Raw genomic sequence first — 23,257 nt, 5'->3', positions numbered from 1 at the left:
TCGCTCGACCACGCGCCGTTGTGACGGTTTTTCGCGACGAAAAGGGTGTTCGTGACGCGATCGTGACGGTTACATTCCGCCGGATAACGACTGGTGGTCGATCACGGTCCGCGGCGTAACAACGTCGGGAGATTTCCCGAGTACACCGTCGGCACGTCGCGTCGAAGAGCAAGGAAATCCGTCATGAAGCGCCTACCGAATTGGCTGAAGATCGTCCTGGCCGCTTTCGGCGTCCTGTTCGTGCTCGGCGCCGTCTTCGGGAAGGCGCCCGAGCCGAAGCTCACGGCCGCCGCACCGACGACCACGGCTCCCACCAGCACGACCAGTGCGACGCCGACCCCCACGCCGGTCGCCGTGACCTACACGGTCGCGACCGTGACGGACGGCGCGAACGTCGTGGTGAACGGCAGCGACGGCACCCGGAAAACGGTGCGCGTGCTCGGTGTCATCGCCCCCGTCACCACCGTCGGCTGTTACGCGGCGGAATCGCTGGCCTGGGCCGCGACGACCCTTTCCGGGAAAACCGTCCAGCTCGGCGCGGAAACCGTCGACGGCATCACCGTGACGCTGGCCGGCGGGCAGGATTACGCGACGCTGGCGCTCCAGAACGGCTATCTCAAGTACGCGACGAGTGCCGCGGCGCCAGCACTGGCCGCCGCCGAAAACGCGGCGCACCAGGCCGTCAGCGGACTGTGGGCGGCGCCGTGCAACGGCACCATCGACGTCCCGGCGCCGACCCCCACACCGAGCCCGACGCCGATCCCGCAGCCGCCGGCCCCGGTGATCACCAAGGCGGCCCCGAAGCCGCCGCCCGCGCCGGTGACCACCGAAGACGCACCGGCGCCGAAGCAGGATTCCGCCGCGTACTACAAGAACTGCACCGCCGCCAAGGCCGCCGGCGCCGCACCGCTGTACCGCGGTGAGCCCGGCTACCGGGCCGCGCTCGACCGTGACGGCGACGGCGTGGCCTGCGAACGGTGATCTAACCTGGGCCGATGACCACCGCCGACGGATTGCTCGGGCGGCTCGCGGGGCTCGACCGGGGGCGCCTGGCGACGGTGCTGGCCCACCGGCCGGACGTGCTCGGGGAGCCGTGGCCGCGGCGGCTGGACGTCGTCGCCGCCCGGCTCGGCACCGCCGCCTCCCTGAACGAGGCCCTGATCGGGTTGCCGACGCCGCACGCGCAGGTCGTGCGTGCCCTGCAGCTCTGTCACGCGCTGGGAACCGGACCGGCGTCGATCGACGACGTCGCGCGGCTGCTCGGCACCGGTCCCGCCGTCGCCGAGTCCTTTGTGGACGAACTGGCGGACCGAGCGCTCGTCTGGCGCGAACCCGGCGGCGTCACGCTGCCGGAGCTGCTGCACCGGACGAACTTCCGGGCGGACGGCCTCGGCGAACCGGCCGCGCACCTGCTCGGCGAGCTCGGCACGACGCGGCTCGCGCAGCTGTCGCGGGCCGTCGGCCTGCCGGACGACGTGCGGCGAACCGAGCTGCTGAGCGGTCTCGTGGAGTTCTTCCGGGACGCCGACGGCCTGCGCGAACTGGCCGGCACCGCGCCGGAGCCCGTTCAGAAACTGTTGCGGGACATGGCCGACGGCGTTCCCGAGATCAACGCCGTGACGCCGCTGCCGGGCACGCCGGAGGCCTGGGCGTTCGAGCGCGGCTTCCTGTTCGGGACGTACTACGGCAGCGCCGCCATGCCCGTCGAGGTGTCGCTGGCCCTGCGCGGCCCGGACCACCCCCTGCCCTTCACGCCGGTGGAGCCCGAAACCCCCGTCGTCCACATCGGAGCCGACTCGGCCGAAGCCGCGTCGTCGGCTGCCGCGTTGCGGCTGCTCGACCGCGTCTCGGCGGTGCTCGAGCTGGCCGCCGCCGAGCCGTTTCCGCTGCTCAAGGACGGTACGATCGGGTCGCGGCTGATCAAGAAGGTGGCCAAGGAGGTCCGCGCCAAGCCCGAGGAGATCGAGCTGGCCATCGACCTCGCCGTGCAGACCGGGCTGCTGCTGGCCGAGGAGCCCAACCCGCCGCGCCGGGGCCAGAAGGCGCCGCCGCCCACGCTCGAACCGGACCCCGACGTCGTCCGCCCCGGCCCGGCGCTGCTCCACCGCCTGCTGCTGACGACCTGGTGGGAACCCGCGCCGCCGGTGGAAGGCCCGGGCCACGGCGCGCAGGTGCGACGGCTGGTCGTGCGGTTGCTGGCCCGGCTGGCACCCGGCACCGGGATCACCGACGTCGACGCGCTGACGCGGCTCGCCGAGTGGCACGCGCCGATGGTGGCGGCCGAGGACTTCGCCGGGCACGTGCAGGCCGCGCTCGCCGAGGGCGAGCTGCTCGGCGCCGTCGCGCACGGCGCCGTCACCAAGGCCGGGCGCGCGCTGCTCGACCCGGGCAAGCTCGTGGCCGTCACCGAAGAACTGGTGGCCCACGCCCGCACGACGGCGTTGTTCGGCACCGACCTGACCGCGATCGTGCCCGGCTCCCCCGACGCCCGCCTCGCCGCGCAGCTGGACCGCGCCGCCGATCGCGAAACCCAGGGCACGGCGACGAGCTGGCGGTTCTCGCCGTCGACCGTCCGGCGGGCCTTCGACCAGGGCGCGACGGCGGCCGAGCTGCTAGGCGAACTGGGGGCGATCGCCGGCGGTGAGCTGCCGCAACCGTTGGTGTACCTGGTCAACGACGTCGCGCGGCGGCACGGCGAGGCGCAGGTGTTCGACGTCGCGAGCGTCGTCACCGGCGAACCCGCGGTGCTCGCCGAGATCGCCGCGCACCGCAAGCTCGTGAAACTCGGCCTGCGTTCAGTGGCTCCGACGGTGTTGACGTCCACAATGGACGCATCGCGCACGCTCGAAGCGTTGCGCGACGCCGGTTACGCGCCGACGCACCACGCCGCCGACGGGAGCATCGTGCTGCCAGCGCGGGAGCAGGGCGAGCCGAAGGTCGCCATCCGCGATCCCGAGGCCGCCGACCGGAAACCCGACCCGCTGGACCACGCAGACCGGCTGCTGGCGGCCCCGCCGAGCGGCCCGAGCCTGCTGCGCGGGCAGCTCGCGCGGGCGATGAGCGACCGCTACGCGGGGCGGCTCACGCCGAAGCAGCAGCAACTCTGCTGGCAGCTCGAAGCCGGCATCCCGGTGGACGTCGTCTACCGCGCGGACGGCGCCGAGCCCACGCGGCTCGTCATCGCGTACCCGGAGCTGGACGACGACGTCCTCGACGTCTGGTCCCTCCACGATCGCGCCTACCGCCGGCTCGAGCTGGCGCGGATCGACCTGGCTTAGGCCTCGACGGCGGTGAGCTTCGCGAAGGCCACGACGTTGTCGAGGTAGTTCCCGCTCGACCGGTCGAACGCGCCGCCGCAGGTGATGAGCCGCAGCTCGGGCTCGGTCGTGTCGCCGTAGACCTCGTCGGTCGGGAAGTCGGCCTTGGCGTAGCGGTCGACGCGGTAGACGGTGAAGACCGCTGTCCGGCCGTCGGTGCGGCCCACCCGCACCAGCTCGCCGGAGCGCAGGTCCTTCAGCTTGCTGAACGCGCCGGGCACGTGCTTGTAGTCGACGTGCGCGGCCAGCACCGCCGGCCCGACCTCGCCGGGCGACGGCGCTCCGGTGAACCAGCCGACGGTCGTCGCGTCGGGCGGGACCTGCAGCTCACCGCCGGGCGTGAGCCCGAGATCGGCGATCGACCCGGCGCGCACCCCGATCGCCGGGATGCTCAGCGACGCCGGTTTCGCCGCCGGGAGCCCGCCGTGCGGCGGGGTGGTCGTGGTGCCGGCGCTCCCCGCGGCGCTCGTGTAGGGCGGCGACGGCGGCGGCGCGACCTCGTCCGTCGCCGGTGAGGAGAAGGCCAGGACGAGTGCCACGACCACGACCACGCCGAGCGCGGCGGCCACCGCCGCGATCGCCGGCCACAGCGGCGGGTGCGGCCGCCTCAACTCGCGCGCCGGCGCAGGTAGAGCACCATCCCGCCGGACGTCGCCGCGGCCAGCAGCGCGCCGCTGAGCAGGAGGAACCCGGGGGTGCCCTCGTCGGGCTCGCCGCCACCGGTGGCCACACCGCCGACCGGCTTGACCTTGACCTGGCCGCCCGTCGTGGCCTTCTTGGTGGTCGTCGGCTTCGGGGTGGTGTGGGTCTTCGTCGAGGACGGCTTCGGCTGCTCGGTCGTCGGCGTCGTGGTGTTCTGCACCGGGCGGTGCGGCAGGGACTCGCAGGCGATGCCGTCCTTGTCGGAGTCCAGGTTGTTGGGGTCACCCGGCGTCGCGTCGAGGACCGCCTGCGCCTCCTCCTGGTACGTGAAGTTGCCGCAGTCCACGTCGCCGACCGCGAGGGGCGTCGCGAGCTGCGCGGAGGCGAGGGAGACGGGGCCGAGGAGAGCGAGCCCGGCGACGGCTGCGGCCGTCGTCAGGGCACGACGAAATAAGGACAACGGAAGTCCTTCCGGGGAAGAATCGGAGTCGAACACGGCTCTGGCGCCGCGATGCGTGGTTAATATCGCGGCCACGTCGAGGCCGTTACGGACATTTCCGAAATTCGTACGGTTGCCGGTAAACGCCAGCACCCAACCAAAATCCGGGCGCCTCGTGATTCTTCGCCGGATTGATGATCGAATCGTGTTGACCAGCGTTTTCGCCCGTCCGAAAATTCGTTGTAATACGTACCGGTCGGAATGTCGGACGATCTCCGTCACCTCTTCGAGCGAATTGGCCGCCGACCCCGTAACCTGGGGGTATGCCGATCCAGGTACTGCTCGTCGACGACCACGAACTGGTCCGCCGAGGGCTCCGCGACCTCCTCGGCGACGAGCCCGACATCGAGGTCGTCGCCGAAGCGGGCAGCGTCGAAGAGGCGCTGGCGGTCGCGATGCACGTCGAGCCGGAGGTCGCGGTGGTCGACGTCCGCCTCGGCGACGGCGACGGCATCACGCTCTGCCGCGAGCTGCGGTCGAAACCGAACCCACCGGCGTGCCTGATGCTCACGGCGTTCGACGACGAAGAGGCGATGGTCGGCGCGATCATGGCCGGCGCGGCGGGCTACCTGCTGAAACAGGTGCGCGGGCAGGACGTGGTGAACGCGGTCCGCGAGGTCGCGGCCGGCCGGTCGCTGCTGGACCCGGTGAGCACCGCGCGGGTGCTGGACAAGATGCGCCACCCGCCGACGGACGAGCTGGCCGCGCTGACCGAGCGCGAGCGGGACGTGCTCGAGCTGATCGGCCAGGGCCTGTCGAACCGGGAGATCGCGGAGCGGCTGTTCCTCGCCGAGAAGACGGTCAAGAACTACGTCACGTCGGTGCTGGCGAAGCTCGGCATGCAGCGCCGCACGCAGGCCGCCGCCTGGGTCGCGCGCCGGGAGAAGTAACCCGGCTACTTCACCAAACCGCCAAGGGATGACCACTGCCCCGTCACCGCGAAGACGATGGCAAGAATCACGACGATGAGCAAGCTGATCGTCTTCCACCCGTTCTGCACGAAGGCGTTGAACGCCTCGTAGCGCCGCCGCCCCGCCGAGCTGCGATCGGGTTGCTGCAGCACGTCGGCCACAAGCGGTTCGACCCGAGCGGGCAGAGAAGCTGGATCCTCGACCGTGAGCAGAGCCAGAGATGCCACGACGAGCTGCCGATAACCGAGAGTGCGTTCCTGATCGAATCCCGCTTTGATCGCGTGACTACGCAGCTCGCCAGTCACTCCGCGATAAGCAGCAGTGACCCTTTCGTGGTCACGGGGAGTCAACGTGTCGGCCATCCCCCGCGCACAGCGGTCCGTGTAGTGAGCCAACCCGAATCCGACACGGTGCGTGTAGTTCCGCCAGCGCGCAGCGATGAACGATCGCGGCAGTTGCGCGCCACGGATCGGTCGCTCCGAGAGGCGACGCTCGTCCAGGTACCACAACAGCCGGAACGCGTCGTGGATCAGCGTCCGATGCGGGAACACGTATCGCAGAGCCGACTGCACCAGGTACAACCCGAACACGGCCAGCCCGAGACTTGCGACCGTCCCAGCCTGGCTGAAGTCACCGACCTTGCCCGCGTCTGCGCGCGCCGGGAAAGTCACGACAGTGATCGTGCCTCCGGCCCACACCATTCCCGGCAAGAGAGCGGCCAGCAGTGTGAGACCACTCATGCGGTTCGCCGTATAGGAAGCCGCCAGATCACGCAGGGTCTCGTCCCGATCGTGGTCGTCCAGAAGTGACCAGTCGCCCGCCTGATGTTTCGAGGCAGCGCGGAACGTACGGCTGCCCATGACCAGGTAGCAGGCGATGTAGAACGGGGCGAAAAGGAATACGACCCAGACTGTGACCGCACCCATGCCGACCCTGTACGCGACGAGCCCGAGAGTCTCGGCGACCAGTACGACGAAGAACACGCTGAAGCTCAGCCTGAGGAGACGAGCCCAGTGCCCGCGGCGGCTCCCGTCATGGAATTGCCGCCGGTACCGGACCCGCAGGAACCCTCGCAGCAGGCCGTCATGCTGGATGATCCGGCAACCGACGTGGCACCACGCCACCAAGGCCGCGAACAAGACCAAGCGAGCCGCGAATCCACGCATCATCGTCTCGAGCATTGGCCCCCCTCAACTCTTGATCGATGAGTCTAGGCCACGAACTCGCCGATTGGGGCAACATGAGCAAAGGTGCCGCAAGCCGCCGTTCGCTGCGTACTTTTCACGGTCGTGTCACCGTGCGCCACGTCAAGCGGGGTTTGCGCACTCCGGATTCACTCGAACGTGAGTCGAATATATGTTCGAGAATTCGATAAGATCCTTCCTGAGGACGTGGGAAGGAGGCTTGGATGACCCGAGAAGGGTGAGACCGAGTCTTGTCGGTCGTGTGTGCCGGTTTCAGTCGAGTGGCAGGTCGAACGCGACGAGCGTGCCGAGGCTGGGCGAGGAGTTCAGGAAGAACTTCCCGCCCGCGGCGTCCGCGCGTTCGGCGAGGTGGCGCAGGCCACGGGTGGCGACACCTTGGGGGACCCCGGAACCGTTGTCCCGGACGCGGAGCTTCACGCCGTGCGAGTCCCGGGCCAAGGTGACGCGGGTTTCGCTCGCGCCCGAGTGTCTGACCACATTGGACAGTGCTTCACGCAGGGCGGCCCGGATGTGGTCGGCCCGTTCGGCGGGGACGTCGGCGAACTCACCGGACAGCTCCAGGGTCGGCGGGTAGCCGAGCAGCTCCCCCGCGATACGGACCTCGCCGCGCGCCGACTCGGCAAGATCGGCAGGCGTGCCGGTGTCGTGGCGAGGTTCTGCGGACCGCAGCGCGCGCACGGTCCCGCGGATCTCCTCGATGGTCTGGTCGAGCTGGTCGATCGCATCGGACAGGCGAACACCGTCGGCCTGGGCGAACCGCTTGCGCATGTTGCGCCGCACCCGGTCGAGCTGCATCCCGGCACCGTAGAGCCGTTGGACGATGACGTCGTGGAGCTCGCGAGCAATCCGCTCCCGCTCCTCGTAGAGCGCGACGCGGTGGCGAGCATTGGCGCCCTCGGCAAGCGCAAGCACCACCCCGGCCTGCGCAGCGAAGGCGACGAGCATTTCGACGGTCCCCGCGGAGAAGGGCTCACGCCCCTGCTTCCGGTAGACGGTGAGCGCGCCGAGAACCCGCCCCCCAGACCCAAAGGGAGCGGCCGCGAAAGGCCCATAGCCGTGAAGCTCGGCAGGGACGTAGGGCGCGGTCCGCGGATCGACGGTGAAGTCATCGCTGGCGATGGGCTCACCACCCCGAGCCACCCGCCCGGCCGCGGAGTCAGCGGAGAGCGAAAGCCCACGAAGCGACTCACCGACGACCGGAGCAACGCCACCGCTGTCAGCGGCTGATCCCGGTTCGCTGTCGCGCACGCCGGGCGCCGACGCGACTGGCGCCATCGCGCTTGGCGCCGGCACGGCTGCTGCCGTCGCGCCTAGCTCGGACGTGCCTGGCGACATGCCGGGCGCCGTCGTGGTGTCGCTGCCCGACGCGCCTGGCTCGCTCGCATGTCCGACCCCACCTAGAGACCCGGCCTCTGAAGCGTCGGGGGCCGCATCGACATCGCTGGCTCCCGCACTCGTCGGCGCGGCGATCTCGCTCGGGTGCGGCGTGGCGTAGTGCGCGGCCTCGACGACGACGCGGCCGTCGTCAGCGCTGACCATGGCGAGGCCCAGGTCGGCGTCGGCGAGTTCGGCGGCGCGGGCGACGACCGTGTCCAGCACCGCGCCCGGGTCGTCGCCGGACAGGGCGGTGCTGGTGATCTCGGTGGCGGCGGACAGTGCCCGCGCGGCAAGCGTCGGATCCATGAGTTCCGTCATTATCGCGCGGCGTGGCGGCAGCGCGGCAAGGACACAGCGGGAATCGATCACGTCACCCCCGCCACCGGCACTCGCGTGACGACCCGGCCGTCCCGGACCTCGAGCACCACGTCCGCGTGTTCGGCCTCGTCGGCCCGGTGGGTCACGTGCACCACGGTCCGCCCCGCCAGCACCACACGCAGCTGTTCCCGCAAGGCGCGCGCGGTCGGCTCGTCGAGGTGCGCGGTGGGCTCGTCGAGCAGCACGAGCCCCGCCGAAGACGCCCCGAGCAAGGCCCGCGCCACTGCCACGCGCTGCGCCTGCCCACCGGAAAGCCCACTGCCACCACTGCCGAGCACGGTCTCCGGCCCGACATCGTCGAGCGCGGCTTGGTGCAAGGCTTCCCGCAGTTCGTCCTCGGTGGCGGTCGGCCGCGCCAGCCGAAGGTTTTCGCCCACGGTGGTGGCGGCCAGCATCGGCTCCTGCGGCGCCCAGGCGACACCATCGGGCACGTTGACCACGCCTCGCGAAGGCGAGAGAAAGCCGAGAAGCGCGGCAACCAGCGTCGACTTGCCGGCCCCACTGGGCCCAACGACGGCGGCATAGGTCCCGGGAGCAAGAGCCAGATCAACCCCACGAAGCACGACGGGCCCATCCGGCCACCCGAGGTCAGTCCCACAAAGTTCGACGGACGGCCTCTCGCCACCCCCGAACTCACCCTGGTGCAACCCGGCGACCCGAGACCGAACGGCACCCTCAACGTCAACGGGTCGATGCTCGGCCGCAGTCGCGAGCGGTCCCACCAACTCGGCCTGAGGCTGAGCGGCGCCAACACTCTGCCCGGCCCGGCGCACCCCACCGGCTGCCATGTCGACCCGAAGCTGAACGCCATTCCCAAAGTCCGCCGGTCGCGGCTCGGCGACAGCCGCGCGAGATCCCGCCAAGTCGGCCCGAGACCCAGCGGCACCTATGTCATCAGCCGGTCCCTGCCCAGTTGACCGATGTAACCCGGCGACCGCCACTTCGGTTCGGGGTCGAGCAGCATCGATGTCGGCCGGGCGCTGTTCGGTCTGGCGCGGCCCCACGGCAAACGACCCGACCCGCGGCCGAGCCAAGCCCGTCGGGCGCGACTCGGTTGGCGCCGAGTGACCGGCCGTGGTTGGGGTGTCGGCTAGGCGGTGGCGGGCCTGCTTCAGCGTGTCCCAGTGCTGGGCCACCGGTGGTAGCAGCGCCAGCACCTCCGCCAGCGCCAACGGCACCAGCGCCAGGAGTGGCGCCAGCACCGGGTCGAGACGGCCGGCCGCGACCGCCTGTGACGCGAATGCCGTGCTCACGATCGCCGCCGTGCCGCAGGCCAATGTCACCAAGGCTTCCGCCGCGCCGGCTCCGAATGCCTGGCGGCGGGCCTGGGTCACCAACCTGGTGTCCGCCTCGGCCAAGGCCCGGCGGTGCTCCGCCGCGCGGCCGAAGGCTAGTAGCTCGGCCGCCGCGTCGAAGAGCACCAAGACCCGGGTAGCGACGTCACGTCGGCCGGTTGCCAAGGCTGACGTTGCTCGGCGTTCGGCTCGCAGGGCGACCAGTGGGGCGCACAACCCCAGGGCGACCGCCGCCGCGAGGGTCCAGCCTGCCGCGGGGAGGACCCATGCCTGGACCACGATCGCTCCGGCCGCGACCAGTGCGACCACCAGTGGCGGCGAGACCACCCGGGGCAGCAGGTCGCGCACCGTGTCGACGTCGGCGACCAGGCGCTGCTGGCCTTCGCCCGCGCGCAGACTCCGGGCCGGGCCGAGGCGGACCAGGGACTTCCACAGCCTCACCCGGAGGCGGCCCGCGATGCGGAACGCGGCGTCGTGCGTGACCAGGCGTTCCACGTACCTAAGACCGGCTCGGCCCAAGCCGAACGCGCGGACGCCGACCACCGCGACCGTCAGCGTCAGGATCGGTGGCTGCTGGGACGCCTTGGCGATCAGCCAACCGGACGTCGCGGTCAGCGCGACCCCGGCCAGCAGGGCTATCGCTCCGAGGAAAGCGCCGCCGAAGAGACGTCCGTCCAGTAGGGCACGCCAGGGCAGGGGCGAAACAGAAGAGTCCACTGTGGACGCGTCAGAAACGACGAGCGACGGAGTCGACATATCGACGGCCGCCGTGCGCTCGTGGGCCGCGATGATCGCCGCGGCTCCGTGGTCGACGGCGCGCTGCACCGCGTCCAGCACCAGGCGCGCGTTGGCCTCGTCGAGATGGGCCGTCGGCTCGTCCAGCAGGAGGAGCCACGCGCCGTCGCGGACCCGCAGCAGTGCCCGCGCCACCGCGACGCGCTGTCGTTGGCCGAGGGAAAGCTTCGCCACCGGACGGTCCGCCAGCCCGGCCAGGCCGAGTTCGGCGAGGACGACGTCCGAGCCGACCTCTTCGCGGACCGTGCCGCCGGTGAACACCGGCGACTGCGGCACCCACGCGACCTGCTCCCGCCAGCGCGCGAGGTCGGCGTCGGCGAGGTTCGTCGTGCCGATGGTGATGCTTCCGTCGTGCGCGGGGACGAAGCCGAGGAGCGCCGAGAGCGTCGTCGACTTGCCGCCGCCGCTGGGGGCGCGCAACCAGACCGTCTCGCCGGGGCGGATCGCGAACGTCTCGCCGTCCGGGGCGAAACCGCCGCGCCGCGCCACCCGTAGAGCGGAAACTCGCAGGTCACGGCCGTCGATGAGCGCGCTGCCGCGGGAAGGCGCGGGCACCGCCAGCAGGTCGACGACCCGGCGGACCGCTTCGACGCCGTCCTCGCTGGAGTGGAACGCCGCGCCGACCGCGCGCAGCGGCTGGTAGCACTCCGGCGCGAGGATCAGCACGCCCAGCCCGATGGCCAGCGGCAGGTGGCCGCCCGCGAGGCGGACGCCGATCACCACCGCGACGAGCGCGACCGACAGCGTCGCGATCAGTTCGAGCACGAACGCCGAGGAGAAGGCGACCTTCAACGTCTTGAGCGTCGCGCGGCGGTGGCGTTCGGAGAGCTTCCGGACCGTCTCGGCCTGGGCGTCCGCGCGGCGGAACGCGGTCAGCACCGGCAGCACGCGCACCAGTTCGAGGAGCCGCTCGGACATCCGGTGCGTCGCGTCCGTGGCGCCGGCGACGCGGCCGGCGGTGTACTTGCCGACCAGGATCGCGAACATCGGCAGCAGCGGCACGGTCAACGCGACGATCACGCCCGACGGCCAGTCGGCGAACAGGATCGCCGCGCCGGCACCGAGCGGGACGACGGCCGCCGTCACCAGCGCGGGCAGGTACTCGCGGAAGTACGCGTCGAGCGCGTCGAGGCCGCGGGTCGTCAACGCCGTCAGCTCGCCGTGGCCGCGACGGGCGATCCACTCCGGGCCGAGGCGCAACGCGTGGTCTACGGCTTTCGCGCGCAGTTCACGCTGGGCCGTCGCGGCCGCGCGGGCGGCGACCGTGCGCACCGCCCAGCCGGTCAGCGCGCGCGTCGCGACGAGCGCGAGCAGCGCGGCCAGCTGGGCGGCGCGTCCCCCGGACCCCGCTCCGACGATCGCCGCGAGGACGTCGGCGAGCAGGAATGCCTGGGCCACCAGCGCGGCGGCGTTGAGGAACGCGAGGAACCCCACCAGGGCCAGCGCTCGGCGCACGGCCGGCACGAGGGCCGGCAATGCGCCGAGCGGGCCCTTTCCCGGCCGCGCCGAGTCCACTGTGGACTCCGAGGCGGAATGGGGAGCGCGCCCGGGAAGCTGCGTCATGGTGCGTGGACCGCCGGGATGTGCTGGGTGCCGATGCGCTTGCGGAACACCCAGTACGTCCAGCCCTGGTAGATCAGCACGGCGGGGGCGCCGAAGACGGCGACCCAGGTCATCACCGTCAGCGTGTACGGGCTCGACGCCGTGTCGGCGATGGTCAGCGTGTTGGCGGCGTCGAGCGTCGAGGGCAGGACGTTCGGGAAGAGCGAGCCGAACATCGTGACGGCGGCCCCGGCGATGACGACGCCGAGCGCAGCGAACGCCTGGCCGTCGCGGTCGGCGCGCAGCTTCAGCCAGGCGACGACGGCGGCGAGAGCACTGATCCCAAACGCGAGCAGTGTCCACAGCGTGCCTTCGCGCCACTGGACGACAGCCAGGAACGCGACGACCGGCACCATCGCGAGCGGCAACATGCGCAGCGCCAGGGTCCGGGCGCGTTCCCGCAGTTCACCGGTGGTTTTGAGGGCGAGGAACGCGGCGCCGTGGGTGATCGAGAAGGCGGCGACGGCGACCGCGCCGAGCAGGGTGTCCCAGCGGAACGCGGCGAACGCGGAGCCGACGCGGTTGCCTTCGGCGTCGAGGGGCAGGCCGAGGACGGTCGTCGCGAGGATCAGCCCGACGCCGAGCGGTGGGATCCACGAGCCGGCCACGATCACGCGGTCCCAGGTGCGGCGCCAGCGGTCGGAGTCGACCTTGCCGCGGTACTCGAAGGCGACGCCGCGCCCGATGAGGGCGAGCAGCAGGAGGAGAAGCGGCAGGTAGGCGGCGGAAAACAGGCTGGCGTACCACCCGGGGAAGGCGGCGAACATCGCCCCGCCGGCGACGATCACCCAGACTTCGTTGCCGTCCCAGACAGGCCCGATGGTGTTGACCATGACGCGGCGCTCGGTGTTGTCGCGCGCGAGCACGGGCAGCAGCATGCCGACGCCGAAGTCGAAACCTTCGAGGAACAGGTAGCCGGCCCAAAAGAAGGCGATGACGCAGAACCAGATCGTCGGGAGGGTCATCGGACGCCGCCTAGCACGTCGCCCCGACGTTCGGCCGTGACCGAGGCTCGATCGCCGTGAGTTATCCACAAGTGGTCGAGTTGTCCACAGATTTGCTGTGGGTAACCCGTGAGAGTGACCAAGCCGATACGCTGGGTTCGGGGACGCCCCCCGGGACGGGTGGGGGCTGCGTTGCGGGAGGTTGGGCCCGCAGCAGGGGGTTTTGCCTGGTCAGTGGGCTTGGAGTGGGTCAGGGTGCTCATCGTCGCCGCCTCAGTAGGCGAACGCGAGCGTGTCGCCCGGTTCGTTGTCGTCGTCTTGCTTCTTCGGGGGCATCACCGCGTCGACGCCGCCGCGGATGTACTTGCGCATCAGGTACAGCTCCACCACGCCCAGCACGGCGTACACCGTGGTCAGGGCGATGAGGGACGTCCAGACCTCGCCCGTCGACAACCGCGAGACCGCCTGGGCGGTGAACATCCAGACGCCGTCGACGCCCGACGGGTTCGGGGCCACCACGAACGGCTGACGGCCCATCTCCGTGAAGATCCAGCCCGCGCTGTTGCCCAGGAACGGGGTGGCCACGCCGGCCAGGACCAGCCACGGGAACCAGCGTGAGCCGGGGATGCGGTCTCGGCGGGTCAGCCACAGGGCCAGCAGGCCGATGCCCGCCGACACCGCGCCGAAGCCGATCATCATGCGGAAGCCCCAGTAGGTCACCGGGAGGTTCGGCACGTAGTCGATCGGCTTTCCCGCGAGCGAACCCAGGTCCGGGTCGTCCGGGTAGTTCGTGCCGTACTTCGCCTGGTACTCCCCGATCAGGTCCTCGACGCCCTTGACCTCGGTCTTGAAGTCGTTGTGCGCCAAGAACGAGAGCAGCGCGGGCACGTTGAACGTCTTGACGTCTTCGCAGTTCGACCCCGCGACGTCGCCGATCGCGATGATCGAGAAGCTCGCCGGCTGTTCCGTGTGGCACAACGCTTCCGCCGACGCCATCTTCATCGGCTGCTGCTCGAACATCAGCTTGCCCTGCGTGTCACCGGTGATCGCCAGGACGGCGAACGCGGCGATGCCGACCCAGCCGCCGAGGCGCAGCGACGTCCGCCACACCTCAGCGTGGTCGCCGCGGCGCCAGAGGTGCCAGCCGGCGATGCCGACCAGGAACGCCGCCGCCACCGAGAACGCGCCGGCGAGCGTGTGCGGGATCGCGGCCAGCGCCGTGTTGTTCGTCAGCACCGCCCAGATCGAGTTCATCGTCGGCTTGCCGTTCTCGAACGTGACGCCGACCGGGTGCTGCATCCACGAGTTCGCGGCCAGGATGAAGTACGCCGAAGCCATCGTGGCCAGCGAAAACGCCCACGCGCACGCCAGGTGCACCTTCTTCGGCAGCCGGTCCCAGCCGAAGATCCACAGGCCGAGGAACGTCGACTCGACGAAGAACGCGAGTAGCCCTTCCATGGCCAGCGGCGCGCCGAAGACGTCGCCGACGAAGCGCGAGTACGCGCTCCACGTCATCCCGAACTGGAACTCCTGCACGATGCCGGTCACCACGCCCATGGCGAAGTTGACCAGCAGCAGCTTGCCCCAGAACTTCGTCATCTTCAGGTGCCGCAGCTCGCCGGTGCGGACCCAGCGGGTCTGCATCGCCGCGACCAGGATCGACAGCCCGATGGTCAACGGGACCATCAGGAAGTGGTAGACGGTGGTGATGCCGAACTGCCACCGCGCTAGCTCAAGGACCTCCACGTAGCCCAGCGTGCTCCGGGCCCGGCGGCGCGACCAGTTCAACTGGTCCCGATGTGCCCAGGACCAACGTCCTGGGTGACTACATCCGGTCGAGTGCCGCCCGCGCTTCCTCGGCGACGGCCCGCCGCGGGCCGGTGTCGCCGAGGTCGAGCACGTGCTTCAGCGCCAGTGCGTACGCCGTGTCGAACGCCTCGTCCGCGTCGACCGGGATGTCCGGGCGGACGCCGGTGCCTTCCCAGTTGTCGCCGGTCACCGGGTGGAAACCGCGCGCGATCGAGACGGTCACGTCGAGGTGGGTGTCCACTTTGAACTGGTTGCGCGGGTGGGCGCCGCCTCGGGTCGCCGTGCCGACCGTCTTCGCGCGGCCCAGCCGCTGCAGCGAGAAGCTGACGTCCTCGCCGCCGGAGAACGTGTCCGGCCCGGTCAGCACCCACACCGGCTTGCCCGCGCCGAACAACATGCCCGGCACGTACGGCCAGGTCCACATCTCGCTGGTCTTGTTGCCTTCGCGCTCGTAGATGCTCAGGTAGTGCGTCGGCTCGTCGACGAGGTAGCTGATCAGCATCGCGACCGTGCGCGGGTCGCCGCCGCGGTTGCGGCGGACGTCGAGCAGCAGCGCGTCGGTGCCGGAGAGCAGCGTCATCGCCCCCGCGACCGCGTCCCGCACGATCTCCGCCGGGTAGAACATCGTCGTGTCGAGGTAACCGACGTTGCCCGCGAGCCGCCTCGCGGCCGCGAGGCCGTAGCCCGAGAGCTGGGCTTCGAGCCGGTACGCCTCCATGTCGAAGGCTTCGCCGTCGCCCTCGGCGTCCGGGACCGGGTCGACGTGGTGGCGCAGCCGCACGTGCTTGTCGCCGTTCACCGACTGCAGATCCACTGTGACGACCGTCGCGAACTCGACGTCGTCGAGGTCCGCGTACGCGCCTTCGTCGAGACGCCGGCGAAGCACCTCCGCCAGCTTCGCCGCGACGTCCGGGAAGACGTAGTGCGCGTCCAGCCGGCGGATGACCTCGTTGACCTGCGCAGTACGCGCTTCCGTCCCCATGACCGCAACCTACCGCAGGCCACAACCGGAAATTCGGCGTGCCGAAGAAAATTGTGCGACCGACCGCGATGACAAATTCATGGGTACCGATTCGGCAATTTCGCAGAAGCCATCAGCTTGCGACCCGCTGAACCGCCCCTTTATCGTTGCAGCGAAAGGGGCGAGAAATACTCATGACTACCGCGATGGTGGCGTTGATCAGCGCGTTCGGCCTGGTCCTCGCCGTGGAACTGCCGGACAAGACGCTGGTCGCGACCTTGGTGCTGACCACCCGTTTCCGGGGCTGGCCGGTATTCGCCGGGGTGTGCGCCGCGTTCGCCGTGCAATGCGTCATCGCGGTCGCGTTCGGCAGTGTGTTGACGCTGTTGCCGGACGTCGTGCTTTCCCTGGTCGTCGCCACGATGTTCGGTCTCGGCTCTTTCATGCTCCTTCGCGAGGGATTCAGTGACGCGGACGAAGCGGGCGAAGACGCTTCGCGCACGGGCCCCTCGCCGGCGACCTTCTGGCGCTCCGCGCTGACGTCGTTCGGCGTGCTCTTCGCCGCCGAGTGGGGTGACGCCTCGCAGCTCGCGACGGCGAGCCTCGCCGCCCGGATCGGCAACCCGATCGCGGTCGGCGTCGGCTCGTTCGCCGCGCTCGTCGTGGTGGCCGGGCTCGCGGTGTTCATCGGCGGCAAGATCCGCGGCAAGATCCGGCCGAAGCTGATCCAGCGCGTCGCCGGGTTCGCGTTCGCCGGGTTCGCGGCGTTCGCCCTGCTCCAGCTGGCCTTCTGACCTGGACGTACGAGTTCTTCACAGGATCACGCGGTAACCTTTCGGGAACGAAAGGGTGAGGGCAAGGTGAACACCACCTTGCCCTTCTCCATGCCCTTCTCCATGCCTCGACCAGCAGGAGACCGCAGGTGACCGCTCCGAAGCCGCAGACCGCCGTCTCGCCGGTGCACGGCAGGCTCGCGCTGGGCGGCATCGGCCTGGCCGTGGCCATCTCGATCGACCTGCACCTGCGCCTGTCCGGCCAGGTCAGCCCGATCTGGCAGACGCTGTCGGAGTACGTCTACGGCAAGCTCGGCGGCTCGTCGGCCGCGCCGCTGTTCAGCGCGATGTGCCTGGCACTGGCCCTCGGATCGGTCGCGCTGCTCACCGGCATCGCCAAGGCGCGCCGCCCGGGCACCACCGCCGTCTGCGCGCTGCTCGGCGTCTGGTCGGCCGGGCTGCTGGTGTGCGGGCTCGTGCCCGTCGACCCGGACGGCGAAGCGCGTTCGCTGTCCGGACAGGTGCACAACATCGCCGCGCTGACGGCGTTCGTCGCGCTGCCCGCCGCCGCGTTCGTGCTGACCCGCAGGGGTCGCGAGCGCTGCCCGTGGGAGCCGCGCCGCACCACGATCCGGCGCCTGGCCACGGCGAGCTTCGCCAGTGTCGGCGTCGTGCTCGGCGGCTTCGTCGTCACGCTGGTCATCGGCCCGGCGCACCAGGAGGTCACGCTCGGGCTGTTCGAGCGGCTCCTGTTCAGCGTCGACGTCGCGCTGCTGCTGAGCATGGTCCGGCCGCTCGTGGCCGCGTCGCGGCGCTAGTTCGACTCCCCCGGCCCGACCAGGATCGGCTCGATGCCGTGCCCGGTCAGCCACCACGACTCGTACGCCGGATCCGGCCAGACGGACAGCTCGGCGCCGTTGTCGAACGTCAGCGCGAGACTGCCGGACCGCAGCCGGACGGCCGTCACCGTGTGGCCGAACAGGTCGAGCACGGGCGCCAGCGCGGCCCCGGTCGCCGGTCTGAGGTCGTGGCAGCGGCCTTCGGCGTCACGCAGCCGGAACGACGTCTCGACGACGAGTTCGGCGTCGACGCGCGGCTCGTCGTCCTCCGGCTCGTCGACGAGTTCGAGACGCACCTGGAAGTCGAACGCGGTCCGGCGGACCGCGCAGCCGACGAGCTCTTCGGGAATCTTCACCGCACCCCCGGCCGGGTCACGGCGGCTCCCCGCTGAGCCGCCTCTGACACCACGAGATCACATCCCGGCGCCGATGCGCCAACTACGCGTCCGTTCGGAGCACCTCGGTCAGCCGGGCGGCGGCCGCCACGACCTGTGGCCCGACCTCGGCGGCCTTGAGGGGTTCGAGGGAGACGACGCCGACGCTCGCCCGCAGCCCGGGCACCCCGCGCACCGGCGCGGCGACGCCGGACGCGCCCGCTTCCAGCTCACCGGCCGAGGTCACCCAGCCGTCGCCGCCGGGGCGCAGGGTCATCGCCTTGCCGGCCGCGCCCGAGTTGAGCGCGTGCCGGCTGCCGACGCGGTAGGCGACGTGGAAACTCGTCCAGGACGGCTCCACGACGGCCACCGCAAGCGCTTGCGCCCCCTGCTCGACCGACAGGTGCGCGGTCGCGCCGACCTTCTCGGCCAGCTCGCGCAGCACCGGGCCGGCCGCGTCCCGCAGCTGCGGCAGGACCTGCCCGGCCAGCCGGAGCAGGCCGACGCCGAGCCGGACCTTGGTGCCGTCGCGCCAGACCAGCCCGCGCTCGGACAGCGGCACGAGCAGCCGGTAGACGGCCGCGCGGCTGGCCCCGATGGACACGGCCAGCTCGGAGATGGTCGCCGCGTCGCCGCCGGCGTCGGCCACCGCTTGCAGCAGCGCCAAGCCCCGGTCGAGCGTCAGCGACCCCTCCCGGCCGGTCACAGCAAGCCGAGTTCGCCCATGTCGGCGACCGGCTCGTCGAACGAGGCCGCCGCGTACGACGCGAAGAGCTCTCGCACGGCCTTCGCGGCCGGCTCGGGCAGCGCGCGGGCCTCGTCGGCCAGCGCCTGGCCGTCGGTCTCCTCCAGGGCCGCCCGGACGTCCCCGCCGGACAGGCTGCGCGCGGACGCCACGAGCAGGTTGAGGAAGCCGTGGTGGACGAAGCCGGTGCCGGGGTCGGCGTGCCGGACCGCGCGGTGCAGGCTGTTCGTCGCCTTGAACGAGGCGCCGGCGGACCCGCTGACGACGGCCAGGAAGTCCGCCACCTCGTCGACGCTCGGGAAGTTCTCACCCGCCTTGCCGCCGCAGCGGATCTTCGGCCAGCTGCCGTGCTCGATCACCTTGCGGACGCCCTCGAGCCAGCCGACGCCGCGCCGCGGCTCGACGACCCGGATGACGTCCTCGGGGACGAACTCCGAGACGCGTTCCAGCCACACCTCGTCGACGTCCGACGGTGCCGGCATCTCGACCATCCGCAGCGCGAGCAGCTCACTGCGCGACTCGACGATGGAGATCGCCTTCGGCACGCCGCCGAGCCCGGTGTCGATGATCAAGGAAAGCGGCAGCGGCTGCTTCGGCTTGATCTTGATCAACTCGGTGATCAGCTCGGGCAGACGGGACGCCTGGCAGAGAAAAACCCCCAGTACACCCGCGTGTTCGGACTCCCGGCTCGCGAAGTGCGCGCGCAGGGCTTCGGGCATGGCCGCATCGCCCGGCGGGAACAGCGCCGAGTCGTCGACGAGCCTCGCGAACAGGGGAGGGATCCCACGGGGGCCGGGGGGCGTGAGTTCCACAGCGCTTGACACGAATGACACGCTAGTAGCGTACGACATGAGGACAAAATCGTTCGCACAACGGACACGTCAGGAGGGGACATCGATGCCTTACTACCGGCGAGTAGGCGAGATCCCGCACAAGCGGCACACGGCCTTCCGCAAGCCGGACGGCGGGCTCTACGCCGAGGAGCTGATGGGCGTCGAAGGCTTCTCCGCCGACTCCGCGCTGCTCTACCACCGCGGGCTGCCGACGGCGATCGTCGACGCCGTGGCCGTCGAGGAGGACCGCGGGTCGCTCACCCCGAACCACCCGCTCAAGCCGCGGGCCTACAAGACCGGCGAGCTCAAGTTCGGTGGTGACGCCGACGCGGTGACCGGCAGGCGGCGGCTGTTCGGCAACGCCGACGTCTCGATCGGGTTCGTCACGGCGACCGCGCCCAGCCCGCTGTACCGCAACGCGGCCGGCGACGAGCTGTTCTACGTCCAGGGCGGCTCCGCGACCGTCGAGACGATCTACGGCAGCCTCGAGATCGGCGACGGCGACTACCTGGTCATCCCGACGTCCTGCACCTACCGCGTCCTCCCCCACGGCGAGGTCGGCCTCTTCACGCTGGAGGCGCGTGGGCACATCGGCCCGCCGAAGCGCTACCTGTCGACGAAGGGCCAGTTCCTGGAGCACTCGCCGTACTGCGAGCGCGACGTCCGCGGGCCCAGCGAGCCGCTGCTGGCCGACGGCGAGGACGTCGAGGTGCTCGTGCGCCACCGCGCCGGGCTGACCCGCTACACGTACGCGACGCACCCCTTCGACGTCGTCGGCTGGGACGGCTGCCTGTACCCGTGGGTGTTCAACATCGACGACTTCGAGCCCATCACCGGCCGCGTGCACCAGCCACCGCCCGTGCACCAGACGTTCGAGGGCCCGAACTTCGTGGTCTGCTCCTTCTGCCCGCGGAAGGTCGACTACCACCAGGACTCGATCCCGGTGCCGTACAACCACGCGAACGTCGACTCCGACGAGCTGATGTTCTACGTGCGCGGCAACTACGAGGCCCGCAAGGGCTCGGGGATCGGCGTCGGCTCGCTGTCGCTGCACCCGTCCGGTTTCACGCACGGCCCGCAGCCGGGCGCGGCGGAGGCGTCGATCGGCGCGGAGTTCTTCGACGAGACCGCCGTCATGGTCGACACTTTCGCCCCGCTGGAACTGGGCGAAGCCGCCGACGCGTCCGAAGACCCCGGTTACGCGTGGACGTGGTCGCGCCGCGGCCCTAAGGGTTAGTCAAGTTTCGGCAACGCGCCCCCGGCGCTCCCCCGCCGACCGGATAATGGACTTTCCGGTCGGCGGAGGGGGCAATTTCGATGATCAATTCCCAGCCAGCGCGAAGAAAGCGGAAAATTCTTCCCTTCATCGCCGCAATTGTGGTTGCCGCGGGGTTGATCATCGGGATCCGGGCCTGGACCAGTAGCTCGGACGACACGGCCGACGCGCCGAAGTGCACCGGCTCGGACGCGATCGCGTTGCACGTCGCGTCGTCGCCGGAAAAGGTCGGCATCGTCCAGGAAGCCGCCAAGGCCTACTCCGGGCGGTCGGTGGCCGGGCATTGCGTCGACGTCGTCGTGCAGTCGAAGTCGTCGGGCGTCGCGATGCAGGCGCTGGCCAACGGCTGGAACGAAGCCACCGACGGCCCGCGCCCCGACGTCTGGACGCCGGCCGCGAGCGGCTGGGTCAACCTCCTGCGCGTCAACGCCAAGGGCGACAGCGCGTCGATCGTGCCGGACGGCGACACGCAGTCGGTCGCGAACTCGCCGCTGACCATCGCGATGCCGAAGCCGATGGCCGAGGCGCTCGGCTGGCCGGGCAAACCGATCGGCTGGAAGGACCTGGCCGCGCTGGCCACGGACCCGGCGGGCTGGGCGAAGTTCGGGCACCCGGAGTGGGGCAAGTTCCGGCTGGGCAAGACGAACCCGAACATCTCCACGGCCGGCCTGAACGCCACGATCGGCGCGTACTACGCCGCGACCGGGACGTCGTCGGACCTCACCGCCGCCGCGCTCGAGAAGCCGCAGGCGAAGCAGTTCGTCACGAACATCGAGCAGGCGATCGTGCACTACGGCGACAACACGCTGACGTTCCTGACGAACCTGCAGAAGGCCGACGACAAGGGCGCGGCGCTGTCGTACATCTCGGCGGTGACCGTCGAGGAGAGCTCGCTGATCGGCTACAACCAGGGCAACCCGACGAACGACCCGGCCAAGGTCGGCCAGCACGCGCCGCCGAAGGTGCCGATCGTCGCGATCTACCCGTCGGACGGCACGCTCAACTCCGACCACCCGTTCGTCACGCTGAACTGGACCGACCCGGCGCGCAAGCAGATCGCCACGGACTTCCTCGGCTACCTGCGCGGGCCGGAGACGCAGCAGAAGTTCGCCGCGCTGGGGTTCCGCTCCTTCGACGGCAAGCCGGGCCCGCAGGTGACCACGGCCAACGGCGCGCAGCCGGACGCGAAGATCAGCTTCCTGCAGCCGCCGTCGCCGTCGGTGCTCTCGAAGCTGCTGACGACGTGGACCGAGCTGCGCAAGAAGGCGAACGTGCTGCTGGTCGTGGACGTTTCGGGCTCGATGGGTGACGAGGTCAAGGGCACCGGCAAGAGCAAGATCGACCTGGCGAAGCAGGCCGCGATCGACGCGCTCGGCCAGTTCGTGCCGCGCGACCAGGTCGGGCTCTGGCAGTTCTCGACGCAGCTCGACGGCGACCGGGACTACCAGGAGCTGCTCCCGGTGCAGGCGCTCGGCAACAGCGGCAAGGAAACGCTGGCGCAGCGGCTGAGCGGGCTGACGCCGCAGGCGGGCACGGGGCTGTACGACTCGTCGCTGGCCGCCTACGAGTACATGAAGGCACACCTCGACCCGGCCGCGATCAACGCCGTGGTCGTGCTCACCGACGGCCGCAACGAGGACTCCGGCGGCGTCGACCTCGACCACCTGCTGCCGCAGCTGCGGCCCGAGGGCAACGCGGAGACGGTCCGGCTGTTCACCATCGCCTACGGCGGCGACGCCGACCAGGACGTGCTCAAGCAGATCGCCGAGTCGACCGAGGGGTCGGAATACGATTCGTCCAAACCGGACTCGATCAACCAGGTCTTCACGTCCGTGATCTCGAACTTCTGATGAGATTCGTCCGCGAGCTGGCCGAACCGTGGGGGCTGCTGCTCGGCGCCACGTCGGCCGGCGTGGCGTGGGCCGTGCAGCTGCCCGTGGTCGCCGCGCTCGGCGTCGGCGTCGCGGTACTGGCCGCCCGCGCCGGCGTCGCGCTCGCAACCCGCGAGAAGGAGCCTCAGCCGCGCGAAGCGAGGGTCCTGGACGTCACGCCGGGGTCGGCGGAGGCCAACTGGCTGCAACGCGCCGAGCACGCCGCCGACGGATTCGTTTCGCTGAGCGACTCCCTCGGCGCGGGCCCGCTGGCCGACCGCGTCGCGGACATGGAACCAGTGGTCCGCGAGACGCTGTCGACGCTGGAGCGGTTGGCAGGCCGCGCATCGGCGACGGGAAAGGCGTTGTCCCGCGTCGACCTCGACGCCGTCGCTCGGGAGAAACGCCGGCTGCAAGGAGAGCTGAGGTCGGCCCACGAGGACGTCCGCGGCGACTTGGAGTCGGCGTTGAGCGCGGTCCAGGCCCAGGCGGACGTCCACGCGCGATTGTCGGGTGCGCGGGACAAGCTGCTGGCGCAGCTGCAGTCGGGCGCGCTGGGCCTGGACAGCCTGGTGGCACGGGTAGCGGAACTGACGGCGGCGACGACGGACTTCGCGGTGGACACGGGCGCGGTCCGCGAGCTGAGCGACCAGCTGGAGGGAATCCGCCAGGGAGTCCTGGAGACGGAACAGGCAACGCGCCGATCACTGGGCTGACCCGGATTTTTGCCGGCGGCCCGGCCCAAGAGGGTCCAGACATCCCCCACCACTCCCAGGGGGGCGACCCCGGGACCAGTCTATCGGCGCCGGCT

19 protein-coding genes are annotated in these 23,257 nt (G+C 70.7%); 8 read left to right on the top strand and 11 right to left on the bottom strand.

The genetic code is table 11. From position 1 onward, the window contains the following. The first annotated feature begins 183 nt into the window (after positions 1-183). Positions 184-981, top strand: coding sequence for an excalibur calcium-binding domain-containing protein (locus OHS58_RS38195; protein WP_328645643.1), 798 nt, complete (start codon positions 184-186; stop codon positions 979-981). Between the two features lie 14 nt (positions 982-995). Beyond that, positions 996-3,278, top strand: coding sequence for a helicase-associated domain-containing protein (locus tag OHS58_RS38190; protein ID WP_328645642.1), 2,283 nt, complete (start codon positions 996-998; stop codon positions 3,276-3,278). Here the strand turns inward: OHS58_RS38190 and OHS58_RS38185 are convergent. Next, the gene (locus OHS58_RS38185; protein ID WP_326945563.1) at positions 3,275-3,928 is read right to left on the bottom strand and encodes a class F sortase; all 654 of its coding nucleotides are present in this window, start codon (positions 3,926-3,928) and stop codon (positions 3,275-3,277) included. The two genes, OHS58_RS38190 and OHS58_RS38185, sit on opposite strands and share 4 nt — an antisense overlap. Continuing rightward, entirely contained in the window at positions 3,925-4,419 is a 495-nt protein-coding gene (locus tag OHS58_RS38180; RefSeq protein ID WP_328645641.1) for an excalibur calcium-binding domain-containing protein, read from the bottom strand. Before OHS58_RS38180 ends, OHS58_RS38185 begins: the two co-directional genes overlap by 4 nt. A gap of 302 nt (positions 4,420-4,721) precedes the next feature. On the opposite strand from OHS58_RS38180, the gene OHS58_RS38175 reads away from it, so the two are divergent. Continuing rightward, positions 4,722-5,348, top strand: coding sequence for a response regulator (locus OHS58_RS38175; RefSeq protein ID WP_247059859.1), 627 nt, complete (start codon positions 4,722-4,724; stop codon positions 5,346-5,348). A 5-nt stretch (positions 5,349-5,353) separates the two neighbouring features. On the opposite strand, the gene OHS58_RS38170 is transcribed toward OHS58_RS38175, so the two are convergent. The 6 genes from OHS58_RS38170 to OHS58_RS38145 form a co-directional block, all read right to left on the bottom strand. Further along, positions 5,354-6,550, bottom strand: coding sequence for a hypothetical protein (locus OHS58_RS38170; RefSeq protein WP_328645640.1), 1,197 nt, complete (start codon positions 6,548-6,550; stop codon positions 5,354-5,356). Positions 6,551-6,826: 276 nt separating this feature from the next. Further along, entirely contained in the window at positions 6,827-8,257 is a 1,431-nt protein-coding gene (locus OHS58_RS38165; protein ID WP_328649922.1) for a GAF domain-containing protein, read from the bottom strand. Positions 8,258-8,316: 59 nt separating this feature from the next. After that, positions 8,317-11,982 (bottom strand): ATP-binding cassette domain-containing protein, encoded by a 3,666-nt coding sequence (locus OHS58_RS38160; protein ID WP_328645639.1) that lies wholly within the window; start codon positions 11,980-11,982, stop codon positions 8,317-8,319. Further along, positions 11,979-12,986, bottom strand: coding sequence for a cytochrome d ubiquinol oxidase subunit II (gene cydB / locus OHS58_RS38155; protein ID WP_328645638.1), 1,008 nt, complete (start codon positions 12,984-12,986; stop codon positions 11,979-11,981). Before cydB ends, OHS58_RS38160 begins: the two co-directional genes overlap by 4 nt. 252 nt (positions 12,987-13,238) lie before the next feature. Next, positions 13,239-14,711 (bottom strand): cytochrome ubiquinol oxidase subunit I, encoded by a 1,473-nt coding sequence (locus OHS58_RS38150; RefSeq protein ID WP_328645637.1) that lies wholly within the window; start codon positions 14,709-14,711, stop codon positions 13,239-13,241. 79 nt (positions 14,712-14,790) lie between these two features. Next, positions 14,791-15,756, bottom strand: a complete 966-nt coding sequence (locus OHS58_RS38145; RefSeq protein WP_328645636.1) for a S41 family peptidase — start codon at positions 15,754-15,756, stop codon at positions 14,791-14,793. 185 nt (positions 15,757-15,941) lie between these two features. Between OHS58_RS38145 and OHS58_RS38140 the strand changes: the two genes are divergently transcribed. Both OHS58_RS38140 and OHS58_RS38135 read left to right on the top strand, forming a co-directional pair. After that, positions 15,942-16,529, top strand: coding sequence for a TMEM165/GDT1 family protein (locus OHS58_RS38140; protein WP_247063852.1), 588 nt, complete (start codon positions 15,942-15,944; stop codon positions 16,527-16,529). Positions 16,530-16,657: 128 nt separating this feature from the next. Continuing rightward, entirely contained in the window at positions 16,658-17,326 is a 669-nt protein-coding gene (locus tag OHS58_RS38135; protein WP_328645635.1) for a DUF998 domain-containing protein, read from the top strand. Here OHS58_RS38135 and OHS58_RS38130 read toward each other — a convergent pair. From OHS58_RS38130 to OHS58_RS38120, 3 genes are all read right to left on the bottom strand, one after another. Further along, positions 17,323-17,703: a DUF6188 family protein gene (locus OHS58_RS38130; protein WP_328645634.1), complete on the bottom strand. Its 381-nt coding sequence runs from the start codon at positions 17,701-17,703 to the stop codon at positions 17,323-17,325. The genes OHS58_RS38135 and OHS58_RS38130 overlap by 4 nt on opposite strands. A gap of 82 nt (positions 17,704-17,785) precedes the next feature. After that, complete coding sequence (locus tag OHS58_RS38125; RefSeq protein ID WP_247059844.1) at positions 17,786-18,427, bottom strand: IclR family transcriptional regulator; 642 nt, start codon at positions 18,425-18,427, stop codon at positions 17,786-17,788. Next, on the bottom strand, positions 18,424-19,278 hold the full coding sequence (locus OHS58_RS38120) for a hypothetical protein (protein ID WP_305879381.1): 855 nt from the start codon (positions 19,276-19,278) through the stop codon (positions 18,424-18,426). The genes OHS58_RS38125 and OHS58_RS38120 overlap by 4 nt, the downstream gene beginning before the upstream one ends. An 85-nt stretch (positions 19,279-19,363) precedes the next feature. Between OHS58_RS38120 and OHS58_RS38115 the strand changes: the two genes are divergently transcribed. The 3 genes from OHS58_RS38115 to OHS58_RS38105 all read left to right on the top strand — a co-directional run bounded on the left by OHS58_RS38115 (position 19,364) and on the right by OHS58_RS38105 (position 23,162). Beyond that, positions 19,364-20,536, top strand: coding sequence for a homogentisate 1,2-dioxygenase (locus OHS58_RS38115; RefSeq protein WP_328645633.1), 1,173 nt, complete (start codon positions 19,364-19,366; stop codon positions 20,534-20,536). A gap of 80 nt (positions 20,537-20,616) precedes the next feature. Further along, the gene (locus OHS58_RS38110) at positions 20,617-22,425 is read left to right on the top strand and encodes a substrate-binding and VWA domain-containing protein (protein WP_326956366.1); all 1,809 of its coding nucleotides are present in this window, start codon (positions 20,617-20,619) and stop codon (positions 22,423-22,425) included. Next, a complete protein-coding gene (locus OHS58_RS38105; protein ID WP_328645632.1) occupies positions 22,425-23,162 on the top strand; it encodes a hypothetical protein in 738 nt (245 codons plus the stop codon). Before OHS58_RS38110 ends, OHS58_RS38105 begins: the two co-directional genes overlap by 1 nt. Positions 23,163-23,257 lie beyond the last annotated feature (95 nt).

Source organism: Amycolatopsis sp. NBC_00348, assembly GCF_036114655.1.
Taxonomy (GTDB): Bacteria; Actinomycetota; Actinomycetes; order Mycobacteriales; family Pseudonocardiaceae; genus Amycolatopsis.
This window is presented reverse-complemented; position numbering and strand designations above follow the sequence as displayed.

Excerpts from the sequence above, each read along its gene's own strand:
- OHS58_RS38105 (WP_328645632.1), top strand. The coding sequence starts at position 22,425 with ATGAGATTCGTCCGCGAGCTGGCCGAACCGTGGGGGCTGCTGCTCGGC.
- OHS58_RS38165 (WP_328649922.1), bottom strand. The coding sequence starts at position 8,257 with ATGGATCCGACGCTTGCCGCGCGGGCACTGTCCGCCGCCACCGAGATC.
- OHS58_RS38190 (WP_328645642.1), top strand. The coding sequence starts at position 996 with ATGACCACCGCCGACGGATTGCTCGGGCGGCTCGCGGGGCTCGACCGG.
- OHS58_RS38110 (WP_326956366.1), top strand. The coding sequence starts at position 20,617 with ATGATCAATTCCCAGCCAGCGCGAAGAAAGCGGAAAATTCTTCCCTTC.
- OHS58_RS38175 (WP_247059859.1), top strand. The coding sequence starts at position 4,722 with ATGCCGATCCAGGTACTGCTCGTCGACGACCACGAACTGGTCCGCCGA.
- OHS58_RS38195 (WP_328645643.1), top strand. The coding sequence starts at position 184 with ATGAAGCGCCTACCGAATTGGCTGAAGATCGTCCTGGCCGCTTTCGGC.
- OHS58_RS38160 (WP_328645639.1), bottom strand. The coding sequence starts at position 11,982 with ATGACGCAGCTTCCCGGGCGCGCTCCCCATTCCGCCTCGGAGTCCACA.
- OHS58_RS38145 (WP_328645636.1), bottom strand. The coding sequence starts at position 15,756 with ATGGGGACGGAAGCGCGTACTGCGCAGGTCAACGAGGTCATCCGCCGG.
- OHS58_RS38170 (WP_328645640.1), bottom strand. The coding sequence starts at position 6,550 with ATGCTCGAGACGATGATGCGTGGATTCGCGGCTCGCTTGGTCTTGTTC.
- cydB (WP_328645638.1), bottom strand. The coding sequence starts at position 12,986 with ATGACCCTCCCGACGATCTGGTTCTGCGTCATCGCCTTCTTTTGGGCC.
- OHS58_RS38115 (WP_328645633.1), top strand. The coding sequence starts at position 19,364 with ATGCCTTACTACCGGCGAGTAGGCGAGATCCCGCACAAGCGGCACACG.
- OHS58_RS38140 (WP_247063852.1), top strand. The coding sequence starts at position 15,942 with ATGGTGGCGTTGATCAGCGCGTTCGGCCTGGTCCTCGCCGTGGAACTG.